Consider the following 18,282-nt stretch of genomic DNA (forward strand, 5'->3'; position numbering starts at 1 on the left):
TCGTCCATAAAAAAAGACCGCTAAAAGCGGTCTTTTTTTAAGTCATAAAGACTTATGCAGCTAATGCATCTTTAGCTTTAGAAGCTAAAGCAGCAAACGCAACTGCGTCATGCATAGCGATGTCAGCAAGTACGCGACGGTCGATAATCACTTGAGCTTTTTTCAAGCCAGCGATCATACGGCTGTACGACAAACCATTTTGACGAGCACCAGCATTGATACGCGCAATCCATAGAGCACGGAATTGACGTTTCTTTTGACGACGGTCACGGTAAGCATATTGACCTGCTTTGATTACTGCTTGGAACGCTACGCGATATACGCGTGAACGAGCGCCGTAGTAACCTTTAGCACGAGCAAGAATTTTTTTATGACGGCGATGAGCCTGTACACCACGTTTAACACGAGCCATTTATAATCTCCTTAGATGTATGGGCACATACGGCGAACTGAAGCAACGTCACTTACGTGAACCATTACACAGCCGCGTAATTGACGGATACGCTTAGCAGATTTTTTGGTCAAAATGTGTCGTTTGAACGCTTGGTGACGTTTAAAACCGTTTGCAGTTGGCTTGAAGCGTTTAGCTGCACCACGGCGAGTTTTCATCTTAGGCATAAGAACCTCTTTTGAACACCTGTTCGGCACGTCTGCACCATTGCAAAGACGCCCTGCAGGTAAGGGAGCGAGTATTCTAAAGCATCTTTGCTCAAAACAAAAGCGAATCTTTCTACCAAATATCGATCTTAATTAATTTTCTGATATAGATTTTCCGATGATTTTATAAGCGATGCCCAATAAGGCTTATATAATGTCGGCACGCCAACTATTAATGTCCATTATGAAACCTGTACAGGATGCTTTTGCAGCCCTACGTTATCGGGATTTCTCGATTGTTACGCTTAATCAATTTTGTCTGACCTTAGCCATTTTGATTCAAGAAATTATCGTTGCTTATTCACTATATCAAATCACTAAAGACCCGCTAACACTGGGCTTAATTGGTTTAGCCGAAGCAATTCCTTTTATTGCTCTCTCTTTGTGGGGAGGATACTTTGCAGATCGTTTCAATAAACAGACCATTATGAAAATTTGTCTGTTTTTTTCTGTACCTATGCCACTTATTCTTTGGGGGTTATTTCACCAATATGGTCTCGGCCAAATTGATGTCACCCAACTGTCTTGGGGGATTTATGCGGTCATTTTTGGGCTTGGAACTATCCGTGGTTTCTATAATCCCTCGGCAACGTCGCTTAAACCTTTTTTAATCCCGCGGGAGCTCTATGCCAATGGCGCAACATGGACAACGATTGGTTGGCAAAGTGGGGTGATTATTGGGCCAATGCTTGGCGGTTTTATGTTGGCATTTTTAGGCCGTGAAACCAGCTTACTCAGTGTTGCGGCGCTACTAACGGTCTGCTTCGTTCTCATTAACCTACTCAATAAACGCAGTTTTCCTAAAATTGAATCTGACAATTTAAAAGATAGTTTAAGTGAAGGTTTTCGATTTATCTGGAAAACCAAAATTGTCCTTTGGGCGATTTCACTCGATTTAGTTTCTGTGCTTTTTGGTGGCGTGATTGCCCTCTTACCGATTTTTGCCGAAGATATTTTAAAAGTGGGGCCTGAAGGTTTAGGCTACTTACGGGCAGCACCGTCTATTGGCGCCCTGATCACTATGATTGCATTGACCAAATTCCCTCCAACTCATCATGCATGGCGTAATATGTTATTGGCTGTAGCGGGTTTTGGTGTATTTACCATTTTATTCGCATTTTCAAGCAATCTTTGGTTATCACTCTTTGCACTGGCAATGACTGGGGCATGTGACAGCGTGTCTGTGGTGGTTCGTCAGACCATTTTGCAACTTTATCCACCTGAAAATATGCGGGGTCGTGTTGCTGCGGTGAATGGCATGTTTGTTTCTAGCAGTAATGAACTTGGAGCTTTTGAATCGGGACTTGCAGCAAAATACATGGGCACGATCATGGCGACACTTTTTGGTGGCTGTATGACCATGGCTGTAGTTGCGATCAGTTGGGCAAAAACACGTGATTTGTTTGGGATCGACATTACCCATCAGTCAAAAAAATAATGGCATATTTTCCATTTAAACCTTGCCAGTATTTCCAATACAGGAAATACTGCGCAGCAATATCGACGCATTCATCACTCACATTGTGATCTTAGAATAGACTTATGAAACAATATCTGTGCTTAACCCTTTTGGCCTGCGCTCCATTTTCTACAGCGTTTAGTGCTTCAACCAAAACCCATCAACTTCCGGCACAGAATATTGAAGTTGCTCCTGCGCATTTAACCACGCGTTTAAATTGGTCGGTTTTTCCAAAACCGGTATATGCCAATGAAGACCTCAAGCAACGTGACCGCGCGGCCATTATTCGTGTTACAGCAAATGCAAAAGGCACAATTACCGATGCAAGTGTTGAAGAAAGTACAGGTGTCGATCAACTCGACCGAATCTTAATTTCTGCTGTCAAAAAAGCTAAAGTCAAACCACATTTAGAAAATGGTGAAGCCAAAGCCATTATTGGCTATCAAGCGTTTAATTTGAGAGTTAAAGGCAATACGCCTGAATGTGATTTCAACTTTGATTCAAAAGTTTGGAAGGCACAAAGTGCAGATAAGAAAACGCCATTCCAATATGTATCTCAACCAAAATTAGATCTCACTAGCCATGAGTTGAAACAGCACGATCGTAAAGTCAAATTTAACTTTAAAGTGGATAAACACGGACAAGTAAAAAAGGTCAAGATCAAGCAAGGCTCTGGCATTTATACACTCGATCAGAAAGTCGTTGAAGCACTAAGAAATAGTCAGATCTCGGTTAAACGTACTGCGAGCACCCTTTGGATCTATAAAAAGTCGAACTTTAAAGATGAAATTCAATTTAAAGTAAATGACTGTAAATAAGTAATAGATTCAACATTTCAAGCAGGGATTGAATGTTTCAATGCCCTGTTTTATCTCAGAAGAAACCTAAAAATATAAGATAAATACAGAGATAACGCCCGGTTTTCGCTACGGTCACCATGAACACAAAGCGCCAGAAGTTTTCTTTCATTAAACCCGCAATTAAAGTAATGGGGTCTCCAATCATCGGCAGCCAACTCAGTAGCAAAGACCAATAACCATATTTGTGATAAATACCCTGTGCCTGCTGCATTTTCAGCTCTGACACGGGAAACCATGTTTTATTTTTATAATGTTCTACTTTTAAACCGAGCCACCAATTCACACAAGAACCGAGAATATTACCAATACTGGCCACCACAATCAGTAGCCATGGATTGTGTTGACCATAGCTCAACAAGCCGAGCAATACGGCTTCGGACTGTAAAGGAAGTAAGGTCGCAGCCCCAAATGCCGCGAAGAATAAAACTAAAAACGACCACATCGAAACGAATGCTTAGAGACCTAATTTTTTCTTCGACTTCAAATATTCAAAATTTGACCAAAGCACTGCTGCAACAATTACAACGATTCTCGACCATTTATATTGTGAAGAAATCGGTTCAATCGCAGCCCGCATCAAGTTTTGATCTTTGGTATGTAAATCTGCAAGAATATTTTGAACATGCACAATTTCAGCGACAAATAGCACTAAGCAGCCTGCAATACCAAAAATAATACTCCAATAGATTCTTGGATTATTTTCAACAATACGGGTAAAATTTAAGAAAAAGTCTTTCATCGCAAAATCGTCCAACTAAGCCGTCAACAACGCGTTCTTTTCGGCAGCGCCGCATTCTAACACAGCGTTAGAATTTTCTTCCGTCCTATCTAAAATCTTAAGGTGAGTCTTTCCGCACTTTACTTTTATACATGAGACTTCTAATCTGCCACGCAAATATTGAATAATTTTAACTCACTTTATGAAAAAAATTCTTTGCTTAAGTTTTATCGTGTTATTACAAATTTTGACCGCTTTATATGCACAAAGTCCTTCTGAAGTTGCCAAACAACACGTGATTACACAAGATCAAATGATTTGGCAAAAGCGACCTATCTTTAACTTCAACAATGACGATCTGGGCAATCAAAATCGTGACCTTAGTTTTAAATTGTATGTTTTAGCCACCGGCGAAGTTCAAAAAGCTGAATTAATCAAAAGCTCTGGACTTACACACATTGATAAGCGGGTTGAGCAGTCACTTTTACGTGCCAAGTTCAAACCTTATATCGAAAATGGTGTAGCCTCCCCCTTTGTTGCCTTACAGCCCTTCTCACTCAAGACCCTGAAAGAAAACCAAAGACCTTGGTGGAAAAAGCTTCTATTCATTTCATAAAAAAAAGAGCATGTTTCCATGCTCTTTTTTTAAACGTGTATTGCTAAGGCTTTTTGTACCGCTGGACGGGCCGTCAGTCGATCGATATAGTCTTTCACGTATGGATAATCTTCCAACTGAATTTGCTGCCATTCATGACGCAGCGCCCAAGGCAGAATAGCCATATCTGCAATCGAATACTCTCCAGCCACAAATTTTTGACCAATCAACTGATGGTTCAAAACTTTATATAAGCGTTTAGACTCATTTACATAACGTTCAGTTGCATACGGAATACGTTCAGGTGCAAAACGACTAAAATGATGATTTTGTCCTAACATGGGCCCAAAACCACCCATTTGCCACATCAACCATTGTTCAACTTCAACGCGCTCAAACTCATCTTCTGGATAAAACAAACCTGTTTTACGTCCAAGATATTGCAGAATCGCACCAGACTCAAAAACTGAAATTGACTCTCCTCGTGGGCCATTCTGATCCACGATTGCAGGGATTTTATTGTTCGGAGAAATTCTCAAAAAGTCTGGCTGAAATTGATCATTTTCCAAGATATTAATCGAAAAAATTTGGTATTCCAAACCCATTTCTTCTAAAGCGATGGTAATTTTATGTCCATTGGGTGTACCCCAATAGTAGAGATCAATCATCTATATTCCTTTTTAATTTTCAGTAAGGCAATCTCATTTTGCTTTATGTATAACATGTTTAATCCAGTGAAAGCTTGTCAGTTTTTCTGAAAAGTAATGTTAAAATGTGAATTATCACTTTGCTTTTAAAATCACTTAAGGTACAAAAATTCAAAAAATATAATTTTTTTATAAAAATCCCTTGAAAAAAATCAGCACAGACCGATATTGATACATGTACAAGGATCAAACGATCTTGTTAGTGAACAGTGGATGCCAAGCATCACTGAACATTTCTTATTGTTACAACTTTGCTTATTAAAGAGAGTTCTAATTATGAGTAGTTTAAATCTTAACCCACTTTTCCGTCGTAGCATTGGTTTTGATCGTTTCAACGATTTATTTGATTATGCCATGCAAAGCGACACACCAAATTACCCGCCATACAATATTGAAAAAACGGCTGAAAATAGCTATCGCATTGTGGTGGCAACCGCAGGTTTTACAGAAGATGAACTTTCGCTAAACTTAGAAAATCAAGTGCTAAGCATTTCAGGTAAACCAACTGAAGCGCAAGATACAACTGTGGAATTCCTGCATAAAGGCATTGCGCGTCGTACATTTAAACTGTCTTTACGCTTAGATGAACATATAGAAGTGCAACAAGCCCTATATGAAAATGGTTTATTGACAGTGGACTTACAGCGTATTATTCCTGAAGAAAAACTACCACGCCAAATTCCAATTGGCAAAAAGGCATTGATAGAAAGTCCTGTCCAAGAAAATAGCGCTGAGTAAACTCTCATAAAAAAAAAAGACCCTTCGGGGTCTTTTTTATATTAAGAAAATTAGTTAGATTCAAAACATGACAAACAAGAATAAAAAATCATGCCATCTCAAGAATATAGTGTCTCGATTCCAATTTATATGTTTCGTTTTTTATCTATTCTCAACTTAATCTTACCCATAGGTGTTTTTAATGAATCCTTGGTGGGTCTGGCTTACAAGCTGTTCATCTACTCTTTTTAAATTTTGGCGTATCTTGCAAAAAATAATCCTACTCTGTATTACTATCTATTTATATGAAATGTACTTTGTTCTGATTGCTTTTATAACATGGAATATACGACCTAATATTACCAAGATGAAAATCTATTGGAGGGTACTGAAAATCCCCATCTCACTGCCGGTGTTATGTAAATAGATCTCACATAGTTAGCTCAATAAAAAGCTTTGCTCACTTTATACCTACATTAAAACTAAATTAAAGCATTTCAAAACGTCTGAATCGAAACAACGATTGAATATCAATTAGAATATAATCAAATTTGTCTTTCTTAAAGAAACTTACTTAATACCCTCAGACATAAGTTCGCATTCATGAATTTTGCTCTATTTTCCAATCAATACGCAGCAAAAATTATTGGTGCCCTTGAACATCATTGAGATTAAAAAACCAAAATATAGGCAAAAAAAAGCACTGCAAATGCAGTGCTTCTTTTATGGATACTTACTTTTTCTTTTTAGGACCAAGTAGCATACCCATTTGACGGCCTTCCATTTTCGGGGTTTGTTCAACAACACCATAGTCAACCACGTCAGCTTCAATTTTTTGCAATTGAGCCAAACCCAACTGTTGGTGTGCCATTTCACGACCACGGAAACGAAGCGTGATTTTTACCTTATTGCCTTCTTCAAGGAACTTGATAATGGCACGTAGTTTAACGTTGTAGTCACCAACATCAGTACCAGGGCGTAGCTTGATTTCTTTCACCTGTACTTGATGTTGTTTTTTCTTCGCTTCTTTTTGCTTTTGTTTTAGATCAAACAAATGCTTATTGAAATCCATGATTTTGCAGACTGGTGGCTCAGCATTAGCAACAATCTCAACAAGGTCAAGATCTACTGCTTCTGCAGCACGCAAAGCGTCAGCAAGAGATACAATCCCTTTTTGCTCGCCATTTTCGTCTACTAGACGGACTTCTTTTGCACGAATTTCATCATTCAAGGCAGGACGGTTTGACTTTCCGCCCTGTTGATTACGGTCAGGCTGTTTAATCGCTTTTACTCCACAATGTACCGGCCGCGTTCGGCTACGGCTGCTTTTACTAGGTCAATGAATGCATCAATTGACATAGTACCCAAATTTTTTCCAGAGCGAGTACGGACATTTACAGTACCTTCCTCAACTTCACGGTCTCCAAGAACCAATAAGTAAGGAATACGCTCTAAAGTACGTTCACGAATCTTAAAGCCGATTTTCTCATTTCTCAAGTCTGAAATCGCGCGGATACCGCTTTCTTTAAGTTTAGCGACGACTGACTCACATGCTTCAGCTTGTGAATCGGTAATGTTCATCACACATGCTTGAATTGGAGACAACCAAGGTGGCATGAAACCAGCATAGTGTTCAATAAGTATACCAATAAAACGCTCGAAACTGCCAAGAATTGCACGGTGCAACATTACAGGCTGATCACGGTCGTTATCTTCAGTCACATAAGATGCGTCAAGACGTTCTGGTAAGTTAAAGTCACATTGAATTGTACCGCACTGCCATACACGACCTAAGCAGTCTTTCAATGAGAATTCAATTTTCGGACCGTAGAATGCACCTTCACCCGGTTGAAGTTCCCACTCTAGGCCTGCAGCATCTAAAGCATCTGCTAAAGATTTTTCTGCCATGTCCCAAAGTTTGTCATCACCCACACGTTTTTCTGGACGTGTCGACAACTTCATTTGTACTTCTTCAAAGCCGAAGTCTTTATAAACATCTAATGTCAGTTTAATAAAGTCTGCAACTTCAGTACCGATTTGTTCTTTGGTACAGAAGATATGCGCATCATCTTGTGTAAAGCCACGTACACGCATAATGCCGTGTAATGAACCCGATGGTTCGTTACGGTGACATGAACCAAACTCAGCCAAACGAATTGGAAGATCACGGTAAGATTTCAAACCTTGGTTGAAGACTTGCACGTGACATGGGCAGTTCATTGGTTTTACAGCATAGTTACGGTTCTCTGAGTGAGTCGTAAACATGTTTTCAGCATAGTTTGCTGCGTGACCTGATTTTTCCCAAAGTGTGAAATCAACCACTTGCGGTGTACGGATTTCTTGGTAACCGTTGGCTTGTTGAACTTTACGCATGTATTGTTCAAGCACTTGGTAAATCGTCCAGCCGTTTGGATGCCAGAACACCATACCCGGCGCTTCTTCTTGCATATGGAACAAGTCTAACGCTTTACCAATTTTACGGTGATCGCGTTTTTCAGCTTCTTCAATACGTTTGATATACGCAGCTAACTGTTTTTTGTCAGCCCAAGCTGTACCGTAAATACGTTGCAGCTGTTCGTTTTTCGCATCACCGCGCCAGTAAGCACCAGAGATTTTAGTCAACTTGAACGATTTTAGGAATTTAGTATTTGGAACGTGCGGACCACGACACATATCCAAATAGTCTTGATGGTAATACAAGCCCATTTCAGTTTCTTCAGGCATGTCTTCGATCAGACGCAGTTTGTATTCTTCGCCGCGTGCAGTGAACTCTTTGATCACTTCATCACGTGGAGTCATTTTTTTGATGACATCATAGTCTTGGTCGATGAGCTTTTTCATGCGCTCTTCGATTGCTGCCATGTCATCTAAAGTAAACGGACGTGGCATCCAGATGTCATAGTAGAAACCTTCTTCAATGACAGGACCAATGACCATCTTTGCTTCTGGGAACAATTGCTTAACTGCATGACCCACCAAGTGCGCACAAGAGTGACGAATGATGTGAATACCATCTTCATCTTTAGGCGTGATAATTTGTAGGCTAGCATCTTCTGTAATTAAATCAGACGCATCAACTAAACGATCGTTTACACGACCCGCAACTGTATTTTTTGCTAGACCAGGACCGATGCTTTGAGCAACTTCCATCACAGACACGGCATGATCAAATTCTTTTTGATCGCCATTTGGCAAAGTGATAATTGGCATATAAAAATCCTTAAGGAGTGATGCCCCGTACAATGGAGCATGTCACCGCGAGATTATGATCGAGGGAGACCCTCAAAAGATAAAAACGGTGGATAAATAAAATTCGACCTAAATTTTACACGCCCTGCCAACTTTAATAAACCTCTAATCCCATGGAAGTTGATTTTTCTGCTGCCTTTTACAAGACTCCTGATAATTCAAGCAGATTTCAGCCGAAATACGCTTTATGCTGTCAATATAATAATCACGTTCTAATTCATAAAATTATTCCGAATTTCGAACACCTATACCCACTGAAATCTTTATGTAGGCAGGTATCATGCAAGCACATTCACTTATATCTTGGTCTAGTTTAAAACCGCTCCAACCCGCTTATGCCCTTGCAGCCAATGTCGATCTTGTGGTCTTACGGCTCGAAGATGATGATGTAGAAAAAGTCGTGGTCATGTATGGTCGCTGTCAGCATCGCGGCGCACTCATGGCCGATGCCCATATTCAAGGAGATAAAATCGTCTGTGGGCTGCATGGTTCTCACTATATTTATAAAACTGGCATCAATCCACGTTATCTGAATAAAAATCTGCAAAAATTTAAAGCGTGGGTGGAAGGCGATCAGGTTTTTGTAGATTTAGAAGAAATTACAGCTTGGGAAAAACGCAATCCACAGCAGTATAAACGCGATCAATACCAAGGCCTATATGCTGACTCCGCACCCGCACCAGAAGAACCACATAATAAATTGATCTTGGAACTTGCACGCAATGGCTTAAGTAAATTTGGACATCATGGTCCGACAGCGGCGATGGGCGTGCCTTTTAATCAACTCCCAAAATGGGAGGACATTCAACTGATCACCGCACAACTGTGGAAAATTCCATTGTTAGATGATGCACCCGTAGCAACCGAAGTGGTAATTGGCCCAAATGCTAAAAAACCCTTAAAACTCAAAATCCCCCTATTTGTGTCAGATATGAGTTTTGGTGCGTTATCTCAAGAAGCCAAAGTTGCCCTTGCAATAGGTGCTGAACTTGCAGGTACAGGCATTTGTTCAGGTGAAGGTGGAATGCTTGCTGAGGAACAAGCGGCCAATTCACGTTATTTTTATGAACTTGCATCGGGTCGTTTTGGCTATGACATCGAAAAAGTTAAAAAGTGTCAGGCCTTTCATTTTAAAGGCGGTCAAGCTGCAAAAACAGGTACGGGAGGACATCTGCCAGGCCATAAAGTGGTTGACAAGATTGCAGAAGTGCGCAAATTACCAGAAGGCACCGCAGCCATTTCTCCTGCAACTTTCCCCGACTGGACTCATCTTTCACAATATCGTGAATTTGCAGAATATGTCCGAGCAGAAACCGGCGGCATCCCGATCGGCTACAAGCTCTCCGCACAGCATATTGAACGTGATATCGACGCAGCACTCAGCATTGGTGTGGACTATATTATTTTAGATGGACGTGGCGGTGGAACAGGTGCAGCCCCAACCTTATTCCGTGACAATATCTCTGTACCGACCATTCCTGCACTTGCACGAGCACGTCGTCATTTAGACCGTTTAGGACGGTCAGATATTAGTTTAGTGATCACAGGTGGACTTCGTGTACCCGCTGACTTTATTAAGGCACTCGCTTTAGGTGCAGATGCCATCGCGATTTCAAACTCTGCCATGCAAGCCATTGGCTGTTTAGCTATGCGTGCCTGTCAGACCAATGATTGTTCTGTCGGCATTGCCACACAACAAGATCATTTACGTCGTCGTTTAGAAATAGACAAATCGGCACAACAACTGGCGAATTTTCTAAATGCATCCGTTGAACTGATGCAAGTCATGGCTCGTGCCTGCGGACATCATCATCTGAATCAATTCTGCAAAGATGACCTGACCACATGGAAAAAAGAAATGTCGAACCTCACGGGTATTCACTACAGTGGATTTGAGTAAGCTTCAAATCATGAGCTTTTTTCAAAACAATTGAACCTAAAAAGAGTCCATACGGGCTCTTTTTTATTCTCTGAAGGTCTCAAAGGCCATGAATTGATCGGCTTGGTACAACCAAAGCTGTGCAAATTGAGGGATGATCATTTCACTCTGGGTAGGGCGTAAAAAAATATAATCATCTACATCTATGCTGCTTGTCTGTGGAATTTGCACAAGCTCCTGATTACTACTGCGACCATATAACGCATGGGGCTGACTGCCTTGAGGATAAACATAGTCCCCTCGCCAATAACCTCCATAAATAAATACAGCCTGATATTTTGCCCAACGACTGAGCCATTCTAACTGTGGTAATTCAGTCCGCGGCAACACTTTTAACACAGGCGTGGCGATCCACAAGGCACTTTGGAAAGCTTGTAAATTTTTCAGTTCAAAATCTGCGGGTTTTAATAACATCGAGCCAAACGAGACTTCGTTACAGACACTCTGCTGACAATGAAAACTAAAACTAGGACTACCACCACCATTCCAACAGGTGTGTTCATCACATAAGGTTGGGTAGCGCTGTTGTACATAAGCTTTGAATTGTTGATAACTTTGCTGGGACTGTTGATAAGTCTGTTCAGCAGATTGGATCAGCCGTGGAATCTTCGCCACATGTGCGTCATAGCCCATTAATCCTGAAAATTTTAAATGTTGGGGATGTTGAACGATTTCATCCAAAACAGCCTTTAGCTCATCGATCGTTTTCAGACCACCACGGTGTAGCCCCACATCGATTTCGATATTGATGCGTAGACACAGTTGATGCTGCTCAGCAAATTTGAGGTATTGGGCTAAACGCTGTTCACTATCAATCAGCCATTGCACTTGCGATTGCGTTGCCTGCAAAAACGCCTTGTCTGCATGGTTCAAAGCCTGAATCGGCATCGGTTTTCCAAACAACATATCGGCTTGCGGAATCGATTCAAAAAGTGTTTTTAGATGTGCAAAATGAAATAGCATGAAACGCTGTGTCTTGAGCTGTGTAGCACAGTGTTGAAGCAATGCCATGCAGGCCAAGGATTTCACCACCAAGCGCGGATGCAGACGCTCTGGCATTTGCTGCTGAGTGATCACCAAGTTGTGATTTAATGCATCAACATCCACGATTAACTGGGGCATCCCCGTACCATTTTGTTTTAACAGCGAATTCAACTTTTGAAAATATGCATCCATGCCATCCCCTTTTTCATATCGTTCAATTGGTCTTCAACGTTTAACGTTCCACGATGCTTATTCAATCAGTAATTGCTGTAGCTCTGGACTGAGCCACTTTTGCTTTGGATCTAAATCTTGTCGAATCTTTAAAAAATCCTGCCACTTGGGATACACATTTTGAAGCTGCCGCGCATTTAGGCTATGCAATTTCCCCCAATGTGGTCGCCCGCCATATTTTAAAAAAATCGGCTCCACCAGCTTAAAGATGACTTGATAATCTTGCTTATAGAACTGATGCACCGAAATTGAGGCCGAATCTTGCTGATAAAACGGACTGAGCCAAATATCATCCCCACGTACAAGTCGATACTCTAGCGGAAAAAACATCGGCACCTTATGACGTCGAAGGGTATGCAAAATTTCTTCTAAACAATTCATCCCGTGTTGCAGCGGAATCTGGTATTCCATCTCATTAAATTTTGTATTTCGAGCAGAAGGAAATATTCGACTTGACCAATCTACGCTCATCGAAGGTTTGACAAAAACACCCAATAATTTTTGTAGCCATGGATTCAGTGGTGGAAAGAATCGCGTCAATTCTGCACAAAATTTGAGTAATACGTCGTCATCTAAGCACTGTTCTTTCCGCGGTTGAAGGTCATCTTCCGTCTCATCTAAGGTTTTTAAAATAACCTGATCGGCATGACTAAATGCCCAGAACTCAATATGTCGATGTGCATATTGCCATTGCTGCATATTCTGCATGACATCTTTCAGCGGACATAATCGCGTCTGTTCTTTGAGTTTATACATCGGCCGATTTTGCAGCTGTACATGCGTCAGCACGCCTAAACTCCCGAGTGAAACACGCCCTGCTTGGAAAATTTCGCTGTTCTGTTCAGCACTGCATTGTAGTAATTCGCCCTGCGCGGTTAATAATTCAAACCCCGTAACCAATGCCGATAAACATGGTAATTCGAGTCCGGTACCATGCGTCCCTGTTGCAATCGCTCCAGCCAAACTTTGACGATCAATATCACCTTGATTAATCAGTGCCTGATCAAAAGAGGCGAGCTTCTCCCCCAAATCAAATAATCGTGTGCCAGCTTGGACGGTGCTTTGGCAGCGTTCAGCATCGATATCTAGAATGCCTTTGAGATGATCTAAACGTACTAAGGTATCTGTGGTTTTTGCCAAAGGGCTAAATGAGTGCCCTGCGCCAACCAAGCGAATCTTAGGATGGGATTGCACCACATCCATTAATTGCTCAAGATTTTGCGGTTGTATAAATGACTTCGGGATCGACTTCTGAGCACCTGACCAATTTTCCCATGCAATGTCGTGTTGAATTATCATATTCATCCTTGTCGCCATACTTTTTATTGTATTCAGTTTTATTTTTGATTTCCGCTTTTGCAATGTTAATGCACAAGCCATCTTGATTTTTTACTTAGATTATACGAAGTTCAGCATCTTCTCAAATTTAAGTTTATTGTTAAAAAACAGCAAATAAGCCATGATCAATTAAAGAAAATATCATTCGTTTATATCCCCACAAAGACTATTCAAGGCGCTCCACATTATTCGTTAAGCATCATTCAAACCGAATCAATAAAAAAGATCACACACGGAAATATCTACCAAATCAGTATAAAAACCAACAACACCTATATATTTTTCAACTAAATTATTTATGCTAAAAAATCAATTTTGAGAACCACAGGGTTCATTTTCGTCACTTTACTGTTTTTATTTTATTCAATTTCAATAACTTAAAAATTTAGTATAAATACTCGACTAAAGCATAAATGCAGAGAAGCTACGGACTGAATTATTGTTAAGTCAGATTTAAAACAAATAGACATGGACTTGGAGTACCACGATGGTTAGCGCATACGATGAATTGCCACGGACCCCGGCAAATTTTGTGGCACTTTCGCCTCTACGTTATTTAGAGCGTGCAGCTTATATTTATCCTGATCAGGATGCCATTATCCATGGCAAACGTCATATTTCATGGCGCCAAACGTATAACCGCTGTCGTCAATTTGCACATCAGTTGCAACAATTAGGCATTGGCAAAAATGACACCGTGTCTGTGTTATTACCGAACATTCCGGCTATGGTTGAAGCACACTTTGCCGTACCGATGGCGGGTGCTGTACTAAATACGCTAAATACACGCCTTGATGCGAAAACCATTGCCTTCATGCTGGAACATGCAGAAACCAAAGTCCTGTTGGTTGACCCTGAATTTGCTCAAGTTGCCACCGAAGCTTTGGCTTTGATCGATCAAGACATTTATGTCATTGATGTTGCAGATGCTGAATTTGAAGGCACAGCACAACCGATTGGACAAATTGAATTTGAAGACTGGTTGGCGCAAGGCGATGCCAACTTTGAGTGGCACTTACCTCAAGATGAATGGGATGCGATTAGTTTAAGCTATACCTCGGGTACCACAGGGAATCCAAAAGGCGTGGTGTATCATCACCGCGGCGCATATATCAATGCAGCGAGTAACATCATTGCTTGCGGCATGACGCCACGTGCAACGTATCTGTGGACGCTTCCTCTATTCCACTGTAATGGCTGGTGCTTTGCTTGGACAATGGCAGCCAATGGCGGAACCAATATTTGTCTACGTAAAATTGACCCTGAACTGATTTTCAAATTGATTGCAGAACACAAAGTAGATTATTTCTGCGGTGCGCCAATCGTACTTTCAATGATGATCAATACGCCTGAAGAGAAAAAAGCACAATTTGACCATCGCGTTGAAGTGATGGTTGCTGGTGCAGCGCCACCTGCAGCGATTATTGAAGGGATGCGTAATATTGGTATCAATGTCACACATGTTTACGGTTTGACTGAAACCTATGGTCCATCAGCACTTTGCGCATCGCAAGCTGGTTGGTCTGATCTTTCCATTCAAGAACAAGCACAGTTGCATTCTCGCCAAGGTGTACCATACCCGCTTCAAGACGGCATGAAAGTCATTGACCCTGAAACCATGTTACCTGTTCCGCATGATGGCCAGACTATGGGCGAAATCATGTTCCGTGGCAACATCGTAATGAAGGGTTATTTGAAAAACCCGGAAGCAACGGCTGAAGCCTTTGCCGGTGGTTGGTTCCATACCGGCGACTTAGCAGTCTGCCAACCTGACGGTTATGCCAAAATTACTGACCGCTCTAAAGATGTGATCATTTCAGGGGGTGAAAACATTTCATCGCTCGAAGTAGAAGAAATTCTATATCAACACCCTGCTGTACTGACAGCTGCAGTGGTTGCAAAACCTGACCCTCGTTGGCAAGAAGTGCCTTGTGCCTTTATTGAATTAAAAGCAGGTAAAGAAGCAACGCCTGAAGAACTGATCGAATTCTGTAAGCAGCACCTTGCACGTTTCAAAGTACCTAAAGATGTAGTGATTACCGAAATTCCAAAAACCTCGACAGGTAAACTTCAGAAGTTCGTTCTCCGTGAATGGGCTAAAGAGCGCGCTGTTGGTGAATTTGGTTAATGTTAAAACTCAAAAGCCAAGCATGATTTTTTCAATCATTTAAGCAAAAAAAGCGACCTAATCAGGTCGCTTTTTTGATGTGAAGTCTATAACTTCACGTTTTGCTTCAATGATCAGATCACGTTGAATTCTCTGATCATTGAGCTATCTAAGTACTTGGCTATCTAATCATGCATTAGTTATCAGATAATAAAGCCACTTGTTGAATGTAGTTAAACAATTTCAACTTTGACGCAGTCAGTTCTTCTTCGCTTACATTTTTTGCTATATCACGTTGAATACGCAAAATATGCTGACGAATAGGATGATGTTCAGCAGCATTATGTGCTTTCATGAACTCTTTAATGACGGGATCACCTTGGGCAATCATACGTTCAGTCCAGCGTTGAAGCTGCGCTGTTTTTTTCGCACCTTGCTGCGGGGTTAAGTAAGATAAAATCATGGTTTCATCTTCATTACGCAGTAATTTACCTACACGTTGAAACTGACGGCGTCGCGCTTCATGTGAAGTAATTGTTTGTGCATCTAGTAGTGCTTCGATCAGACGCTCTTCAACAGGAAGATTTTTAATCTGTTTAGGATTCAGTTTTGCAAGTTCCTCGCCCAAAGCAGCCATACGTTGTACAGCTTTCTTTTGCTCAGTTTTACTTGCACGTCCTTCTAAGGATTCAAAGTCTTCTTCGGTATAGCGGTTCGGTCGACGTGCCACGTTTAATCTGCCTCGTAAAATTTTGCCGCAAACAGTGCTTGAATTTCAGATAAAGCTTTTTCTTCATCTGCACCTTCAATCACTAAGCGTAAAGTTGTGCCCTTGCCTGCGCCAAGCATCAGCAAAGACATAATATTTTTGGCATCTACTAATTTTCCACCCTTACCAATTTGAATCGACGAGCGAAATTTGGTCGTGACTTCGATTAGCTTGCCAGATGCACGCGCATGTAAACCCAGTTTATTAATTACGTCAACAGTTGTGTCGATCATGACCAGTGCTTCATTTCTCTATGTAGAACCTGAATAGACCATTTTGCCTCAAGTGCTTTTTTTAGTCTATCTACGATATATACCGAACGGTGTTGCCCACCTGTACAACCGATCGACACCGTCATGTAATGACGATGCCCTTCGGCAAATGCCGGCAGCCATTTATCCAAAAAATTATAAATATCTTGGAACATTTCATTGGTTTGTTCACTTTGTTGTAAAAACTGACGAACTGGCTCATCTAATCCTGAATACTTACGCAATTCCATATCCCAGTGTGGATTGGGCAAATGACGGACGTCAAAAACATAATCTGCATCGAGTGGAATACCATGCTTATAGCCAAAAGACTGTAAGATCAAAATTAAATTATCTGCCTGTCCAAGTTTAGACAGCAAGGTATGTTTTAAATCATGTACACTCTTATCTGTAGTATCAATATGTACTGTCGAGCGTAATTGAATCGGCAACAGTAAAGATTTTTCTTCCTGTATGCACTCATTTAAACTTTTGAAACGACTTGCCAACGGATGGGGACGTCGAGATGAACTGAATCGCGCAATCAATTCCTGATCACGCGTGGTCAAATAAATAATATCGACTGAGCCATGGCGTTGTAGCTGTTGAAAAACCAAATCGAACTCTTGTAAATCTGCACGTGTACTGCGGACATCCACACCCAGCGCTAATTGTTCAAGATTATTTTCTGAATCAAGTTTTTCAACAATTTCGGGGAGTAAGGCCAATGGCAAATTATCGATACAGTAATAACCCAAATCCTCAAGTATCTGTAATGCAGATGACTTTCCAGATCCAGATTGTCCTGTAACAATTAAAATGCGCTTCATCGCTTGCTACCCCATAGCCGTTTTAAACTGCAGTATATTTAACCTGCATATTATCAATAAGACGTGTTGCGCCTAATTTAGCCGCAATAAACAACACCACGTCTTGATCAAATTCTTCAATTTTCTGTAATTCAGGTGTACGTGCTTCAACATAGTCCACAACAAAACCCGCTGCTGTCAATGTTGCTTTAATATTAGCTAACACATCTGCCAGTTGAGTTCCAGCATGTAATTCCGCCTCAGCCGTTTTCAAGCTTTGGTAAATCGTTGGTGCAATCGCACGATTTTCCGCACTTAAATAACCATTGCGTGAGCTCAATGCCAAACCATCTTCAGCACGAGTAATCGGCACACCAATCACTTCTAGTGGAATATTTAAGTCACGTACAAACTGACGAATCACTGCAAGTTGCTGGTAATCTTTTTGCCCAAAGAATGCAAAATTCGGTTGAACAATATTAAAGAGTTTTGTCACAACAACAGCAACACCGTCAAAATGACCCGGACGCTGTTCGCCACACAAATCATTGGTAATGCCGCCCACGCTAATATTGGTTAAGCGCGGTTTGTTGCCATACATTTGTTCAACAGTCGGTGCAAACACGATGTCACAACCCACTTCTGCCAATAAGTGCTGATCTTGTTCCAAAGTACGTGGATAGTTATCAAAGTCTTCATTTGGACCAAACTGAATTGGGTTAACGAAAATACTCACCACCACGACATCACACAGTTTACGTGCTTCACGAACTAAATTAAGGTGACCTTCATGCAAGTTCCCCATCGTTGGTACAAAACCAATGATTTTGCGCGCAGCACGTGCTGGATTTAGCGATGCACTTAAACCTTGAATCGTTGTTTCAGTTTTCAT

Annotated in this window: 19 protein-coding genes; 6 read left to right on the forward strand and 13 right to left on the reverse strand. The window is 41.1% G+C overall.

The features are described 5' to 3' along the window. Positions 1–52: 52 nt before the first annotated feature. On the reverse strand, positions 53–412 hold the full coding sequence (gene rplT / locus FTV27_RS07335) for a 50S ribosomal protein L20 (protein ID WP_004647525.1): 360 nt from the start codon (positions 410–412) through the stop codon (positions 53–55). A gap of 11 nt (positions 413–423) precedes the next feature. Next, positions 424–618 (reverse strand): 50S ribosomal protein L35, encoded by a 195-nt coding sequence (gene rpmI / locus FTV27_RS07340; protein ID WP_065994397.1) that lies wholly within the window; start codon positions 616–618, stop codon positions 424–426. A gap of 223 nt (positions 619–841) precedes the next feature. On the opposite strand from rpmI, the gene FTV27_RS07345 reads away from it, so the two are divergent. Both FTV27_RS07345 and FTV27_RS07350 read left to right on the forward strand, forming a co-directional pair. Next, positions 842–2,095 carry an MFS transporter gene (locus FTV27_RS07345; RefSeq protein WP_180077945.1) on the forward strand — a complete coding sequence of 418 codons (1,254 nt, stop codon included), beginning with the start codon at positions 842–844 and terminating at the stop codon, positions 2,093–2,095. Positions 2,096–2,199: 104 nt separating this feature from the next. Further along, positions 2,200–2,934, forward strand: coding sequence for an energy transducer TonB (locus tag FTV27_RS07350; RefSeq protein ID WP_180077786.1), 735 nt, complete (start codon positions 2,200–2,202; stop codon positions 2,932–2,934). Positions 2,935–2,989: 55 nt separating this feature from the next. Here the strand turns inward: FTV27_RS07350 and FTV27_RS07355 are convergent, their stop codons facing one another. Both FTV27_RS07355 and FTV27_RS07360 read right to left on the reverse strand, forming a co-directional pair. Next, a complete protein-coding gene (locus FTV27_RS07355; protein ID WP_078192638.1) occupies positions 2,990–3,418 on the reverse strand; it encodes a YqaA family protein in 429 nt (142 codons plus the stop codon). 12 nt (positions 3,419–3,430) lie between these two features. After that, positions 3,431–3,715, reverse strand: coding sequence for a hypothetical protein (locus FTV27_RS07360; RefSeq protein ID WP_078192639.1), 285 nt, complete (start codon positions 3,713–3,715; stop codon positions 3,431–3,433). Positions 3,716–3,926: 211 nt separating this feature from the next. On the opposite strand from FTV27_RS07360, the gene FTV27_RS07365 reads away from it, so the two are divergent. Further along, complete coding sequence (locus FTV27_RS07365; RefSeq protein ID WP_180077787.1) at positions 3,927–4,310, forward strand: energy transducer TonB; 384 nt, start codon at positions 3,927–3,929, stop codon at positions 4,308–4,310. A gap of 29 nt (positions 4,311–4,339) precedes the next feature. Here the strand turns inward: FTV27_RS07365 and FTV27_RS07370 are convergent, their stop codons facing one another. Next, positions 4,340–4,957 carry a glutathione S-transferase N-terminal domain-containing protein gene (locus FTV27_RS07370; RefSeq protein ID WP_180077789.1) on the reverse strand — a complete coding sequence of 206 codons (618 nt, stop codon included), beginning with the start codon at positions 4,955–4,957 and terminating at the stop codon, positions 4,340–4,342. Positions 4,958–5,272: 315 nt separating this feature from the next. Between FTV27_RS07370 and FTV27_RS07375 the strand changes: the two genes are divergently transcribed. Next, on the forward strand, positions 5,273–5,734 hold the full coding sequence (locus FTV27_RS07375; RefSeq protein WP_168378471.1) for an Hsp20 family protein: 462 nt from the start codon (positions 5,273–5,275) through the stop codon (positions 5,732–5,734). 712 nt (positions 5,735–6,446) lie between these two features. Here the strand turns inward: FTV27_RS07375 and infC are convergent. After that, a complete protein-coding gene (gene infC / locus FTV27_RS07380; RefSeq protein WP_078192643.1) occupies positions 6,447–6,995 on the reverse strand; it encodes a translation initiation factor IF-3 in 549 nt (182 codons plus the stop codon). A 5-nt stretch (positions 6,996–7,000) separates the two neighbouring features. Continuing rightward, a complete protein-coding gene (gene thrS, locus FTV27_RS07385; RefSeq protein WP_180007231.1) occupies positions 7,001–8,923 on the reverse strand; it encodes a threonine--tRNA ligase in 1,923 nt (640 codons plus the stop codon). A gap of 319 nt (positions 8,924–9,242) precedes the next feature. Here thrS and FTV27_RS07390 point away from each other — a divergent pair, with 319 nt between their 5' ends. Then, positions 9,243–10,862 (forward strand): glutamate synthase-related protein, encoded by a 1,620-nt coding sequence (locus tag FTV27_RS07390; RefSeq protein WP_180077792.1) that lies wholly within the window; start codon positions 9,243–9,245, stop codon positions 10,860–10,862. A 63-nt stretch (positions 10,863–10,925) separates the two neighbouring features. On the opposite strand, the gene FTV27_RS07395 is transcribed toward FTV27_RS07390, so the two are convergent. Further along, positions 10,926–12,077 (reverse strand): alanine racemase, encoded by a 1,152-nt coding sequence (locus FTV27_RS07395; protein WP_180077794.1) that lies wholly within the window; start codon positions 12,075–12,077, stop codon positions 10,926–10,928. 57 nt (positions 12,078–12,134) lie between these two features. Beyond that, positions 12,135–13,421: a D-arabinono-1,4-lactone oxidase gene (locus FTV27_RS07400; protein ID WP_180077797.1), complete on the reverse strand. Its 1,287-nt coding sequence runs from the start codon at positions 13,419–13,421 to the stop codon at positions 12,135–12,137. Positions 13,422–13,941: 520 nt separating this feature from the next. Between FTV27_RS07400 and FTV27_RS07405 the strand changes: the two genes are divergently transcribed. Next, on the forward strand, positions 13,942–15,582 hold the full coding sequence (locus FTV27_RS07405; RefSeq protein WP_180024398.1) for an acyl-CoA synthetase: 1,641 nt from the start codon (positions 13,942–13,944) through the stop codon (positions 15,580–15,582). 175 nt (positions 15,583–15,757) lie between these two features. On the opposite strand, the gene yjgA is transcribed toward FTV27_RS07405, so the two are convergent. From yjgA to panC, 4 genes are read right to left on the reverse strand one after another with little or no spacing between them, the layout of a single operon-like run. Then, complete coding sequence (yjgA, locus tag FTV27_RS07410; protein WP_078189593.1) at positions 15,758–16,291, reverse strand: ribosome biogenesis factor YjgA; 534 nt, start codon at positions 16,289–16,291, stop codon at positions 15,758–15,760. Between the two features lie 2 nt (positions 16,292–16,293). Next, the gene (locus FTV27_RS07415; protein WP_067763492.1) at positions 16,294–16,563 is read right to left on the reverse strand and encodes an HPr family phosphocarrier protein; all 270 of its coding nucleotides are present in this window, start codon (positions 16,561–16,563) and stop codon (positions 16,294–16,296) included. Then, positions 16,560–17,411 (reverse strand): RNase adapter RapZ, encoded by an 852-nt coding sequence (gene rapZ, locus FTV27_RS07420; RefSeq protein ID WP_078189595.1) that lies wholly within the window; start codon positions 17,409–17,411, stop codon positions 16,560–16,562. Before rapZ ends, FTV27_RS07415 begins: the two co-directional genes overlap by 4 nt. A gap of 22 nt (positions 17,412–17,433) precedes the next feature. Further along, positions 17,434–18,282, reverse strand: coding sequence for a pantoate--beta-alanine ligase (gene panC, locus FTV27_RS07425; protein WP_078192648.1), 849 nt, complete (start codon positions 18,280–18,282; stop codon positions 17,434–17,436).

This window comes from Acinetobacter sp. YH12251 (genome assembly GCF_013417465.1).
Lineage (GTDB): Bacteria > Pseudomonadota > Gammaproteobacteria > Pseudomonadales > Moraxellaceae > Acinetobacter > Acinetobacter amyesii.

What these genes read in the sequence shown, in the direction of transcription:
- rplT (WP_004647525.1), bottom strand. Translation starts at nt 412, where the DNA reads ATGGCTCGTGTTAAACGTGGTGTACAGGCTCATCGCCGTCATAAAAAA.
- rpmI (WP_065994397.1), bottom strand. Translation starts at nt 618, where the DNA reads ATGCCTAAGATGAAAACTCGCCGTGGTGCAGCTAAACGCTTCAAGCCA.
- FTV27_RS07345 (WP_180077945.1), top strand. Translation starts at nt 842, where the DNA reads ATGAAACCTGTACAGGATGCTTTTGCAGCCCTACGTTATCGGGATTTC.
- FTV27_RS07350 (WP_180077786.1), top strand. Translation starts at nt 2,200, where the DNA reads ATGAAACAATATCTGTGCTTAACCCTTTTGGCCTGCGCTCCATTTTCT.
- FTV27_RS07355 (WP_078192638.1), bottom strand. Translation starts at nt 3,418, where the DNA reads ATGTGGTCGTTTTTAGTTTTATTCTTCGCGGCATTTGGGGCTGCGACC.
- FTV27_RS07360 (WP_078192639.1), bottom strand. Translation starts at nt 3,715, where the DNA reads ATGAAAGACTTTTTCTTAAATTTTACCCGTATTGTTGAAAATAATCCA.
- FTV27_RS07370 (WP_180077789.1), bottom strand. Translation starts at nt 4,957, where the DNA reads ATGATTGATCTCTACTATTGGGGTACACCCAATGGACATAAAATTACC.
- FTV27_RS07375 (WP_168378471.1), top strand. Translation starts at nt 5,273, where the DNA reads ATGAGTAGTTTAAATCTTAACCCACTTTTCCGTCGTAGCATTGGTTTT.
- thrS (WP_180007231.1), bottom strand. Translation starts at nt 8,923, where the DNA reads ATGCCAATTATCACTTTGCCAAATGGCGATCAAAAAGAATTTGATCAT.
- FTV27_RS07390 (WP_180077792.1), top strand. Translation starts at nt 9,243, where the DNA reads ATGCAAGCACATTCACTTATATCTTGGTCTAGTTTAAAACCGCTCCAA.
- FTV27_RS07395 (WP_180077794.1), bottom strand. Translation starts at nt 12,077, where the DNA reads ATGGATGCATATTTTCAAAAGTTGAATTCGCTGTTAAAACAAAATGGT.
- FTV27_RS07400 (WP_180077797.1), bottom strand. Translation starts at nt 13,421, where the DNA reads ATGAATATGATAATTCAACACGACATTGCATGGGAAAATTGGTCAGGT.
- FTV27_RS07405 (WP_180024398.1), top strand. Translation starts at nt 13,942, where the DNA reads ATGGTTAGCGCATACGATGAATTGCCACGGACCCCGGCAAATTTTGTG.
- FTV27_RS07415 (WP_067763492.1), bottom strand. Translation starts at nt 16,563, where the DNA reads ATGATCGACACAACTGTTGACGTAATTAATAAACTGGGTTTACATGCG.
- rapZ (WP_078189595.1), bottom strand. Translation starts at nt 17,411, where the DNA reads ATGAAGCGCATTTTAATTGTTACAGGACAATCTGGATCTGGAAAGTCA.
- panC (WP_078192648.1), bottom strand. Translation starts at nt 18,282, where the DNA reads ATGAAAACTGAAACAACGATTCAAGGTTTAAGTGCATCGCTAAATCCA.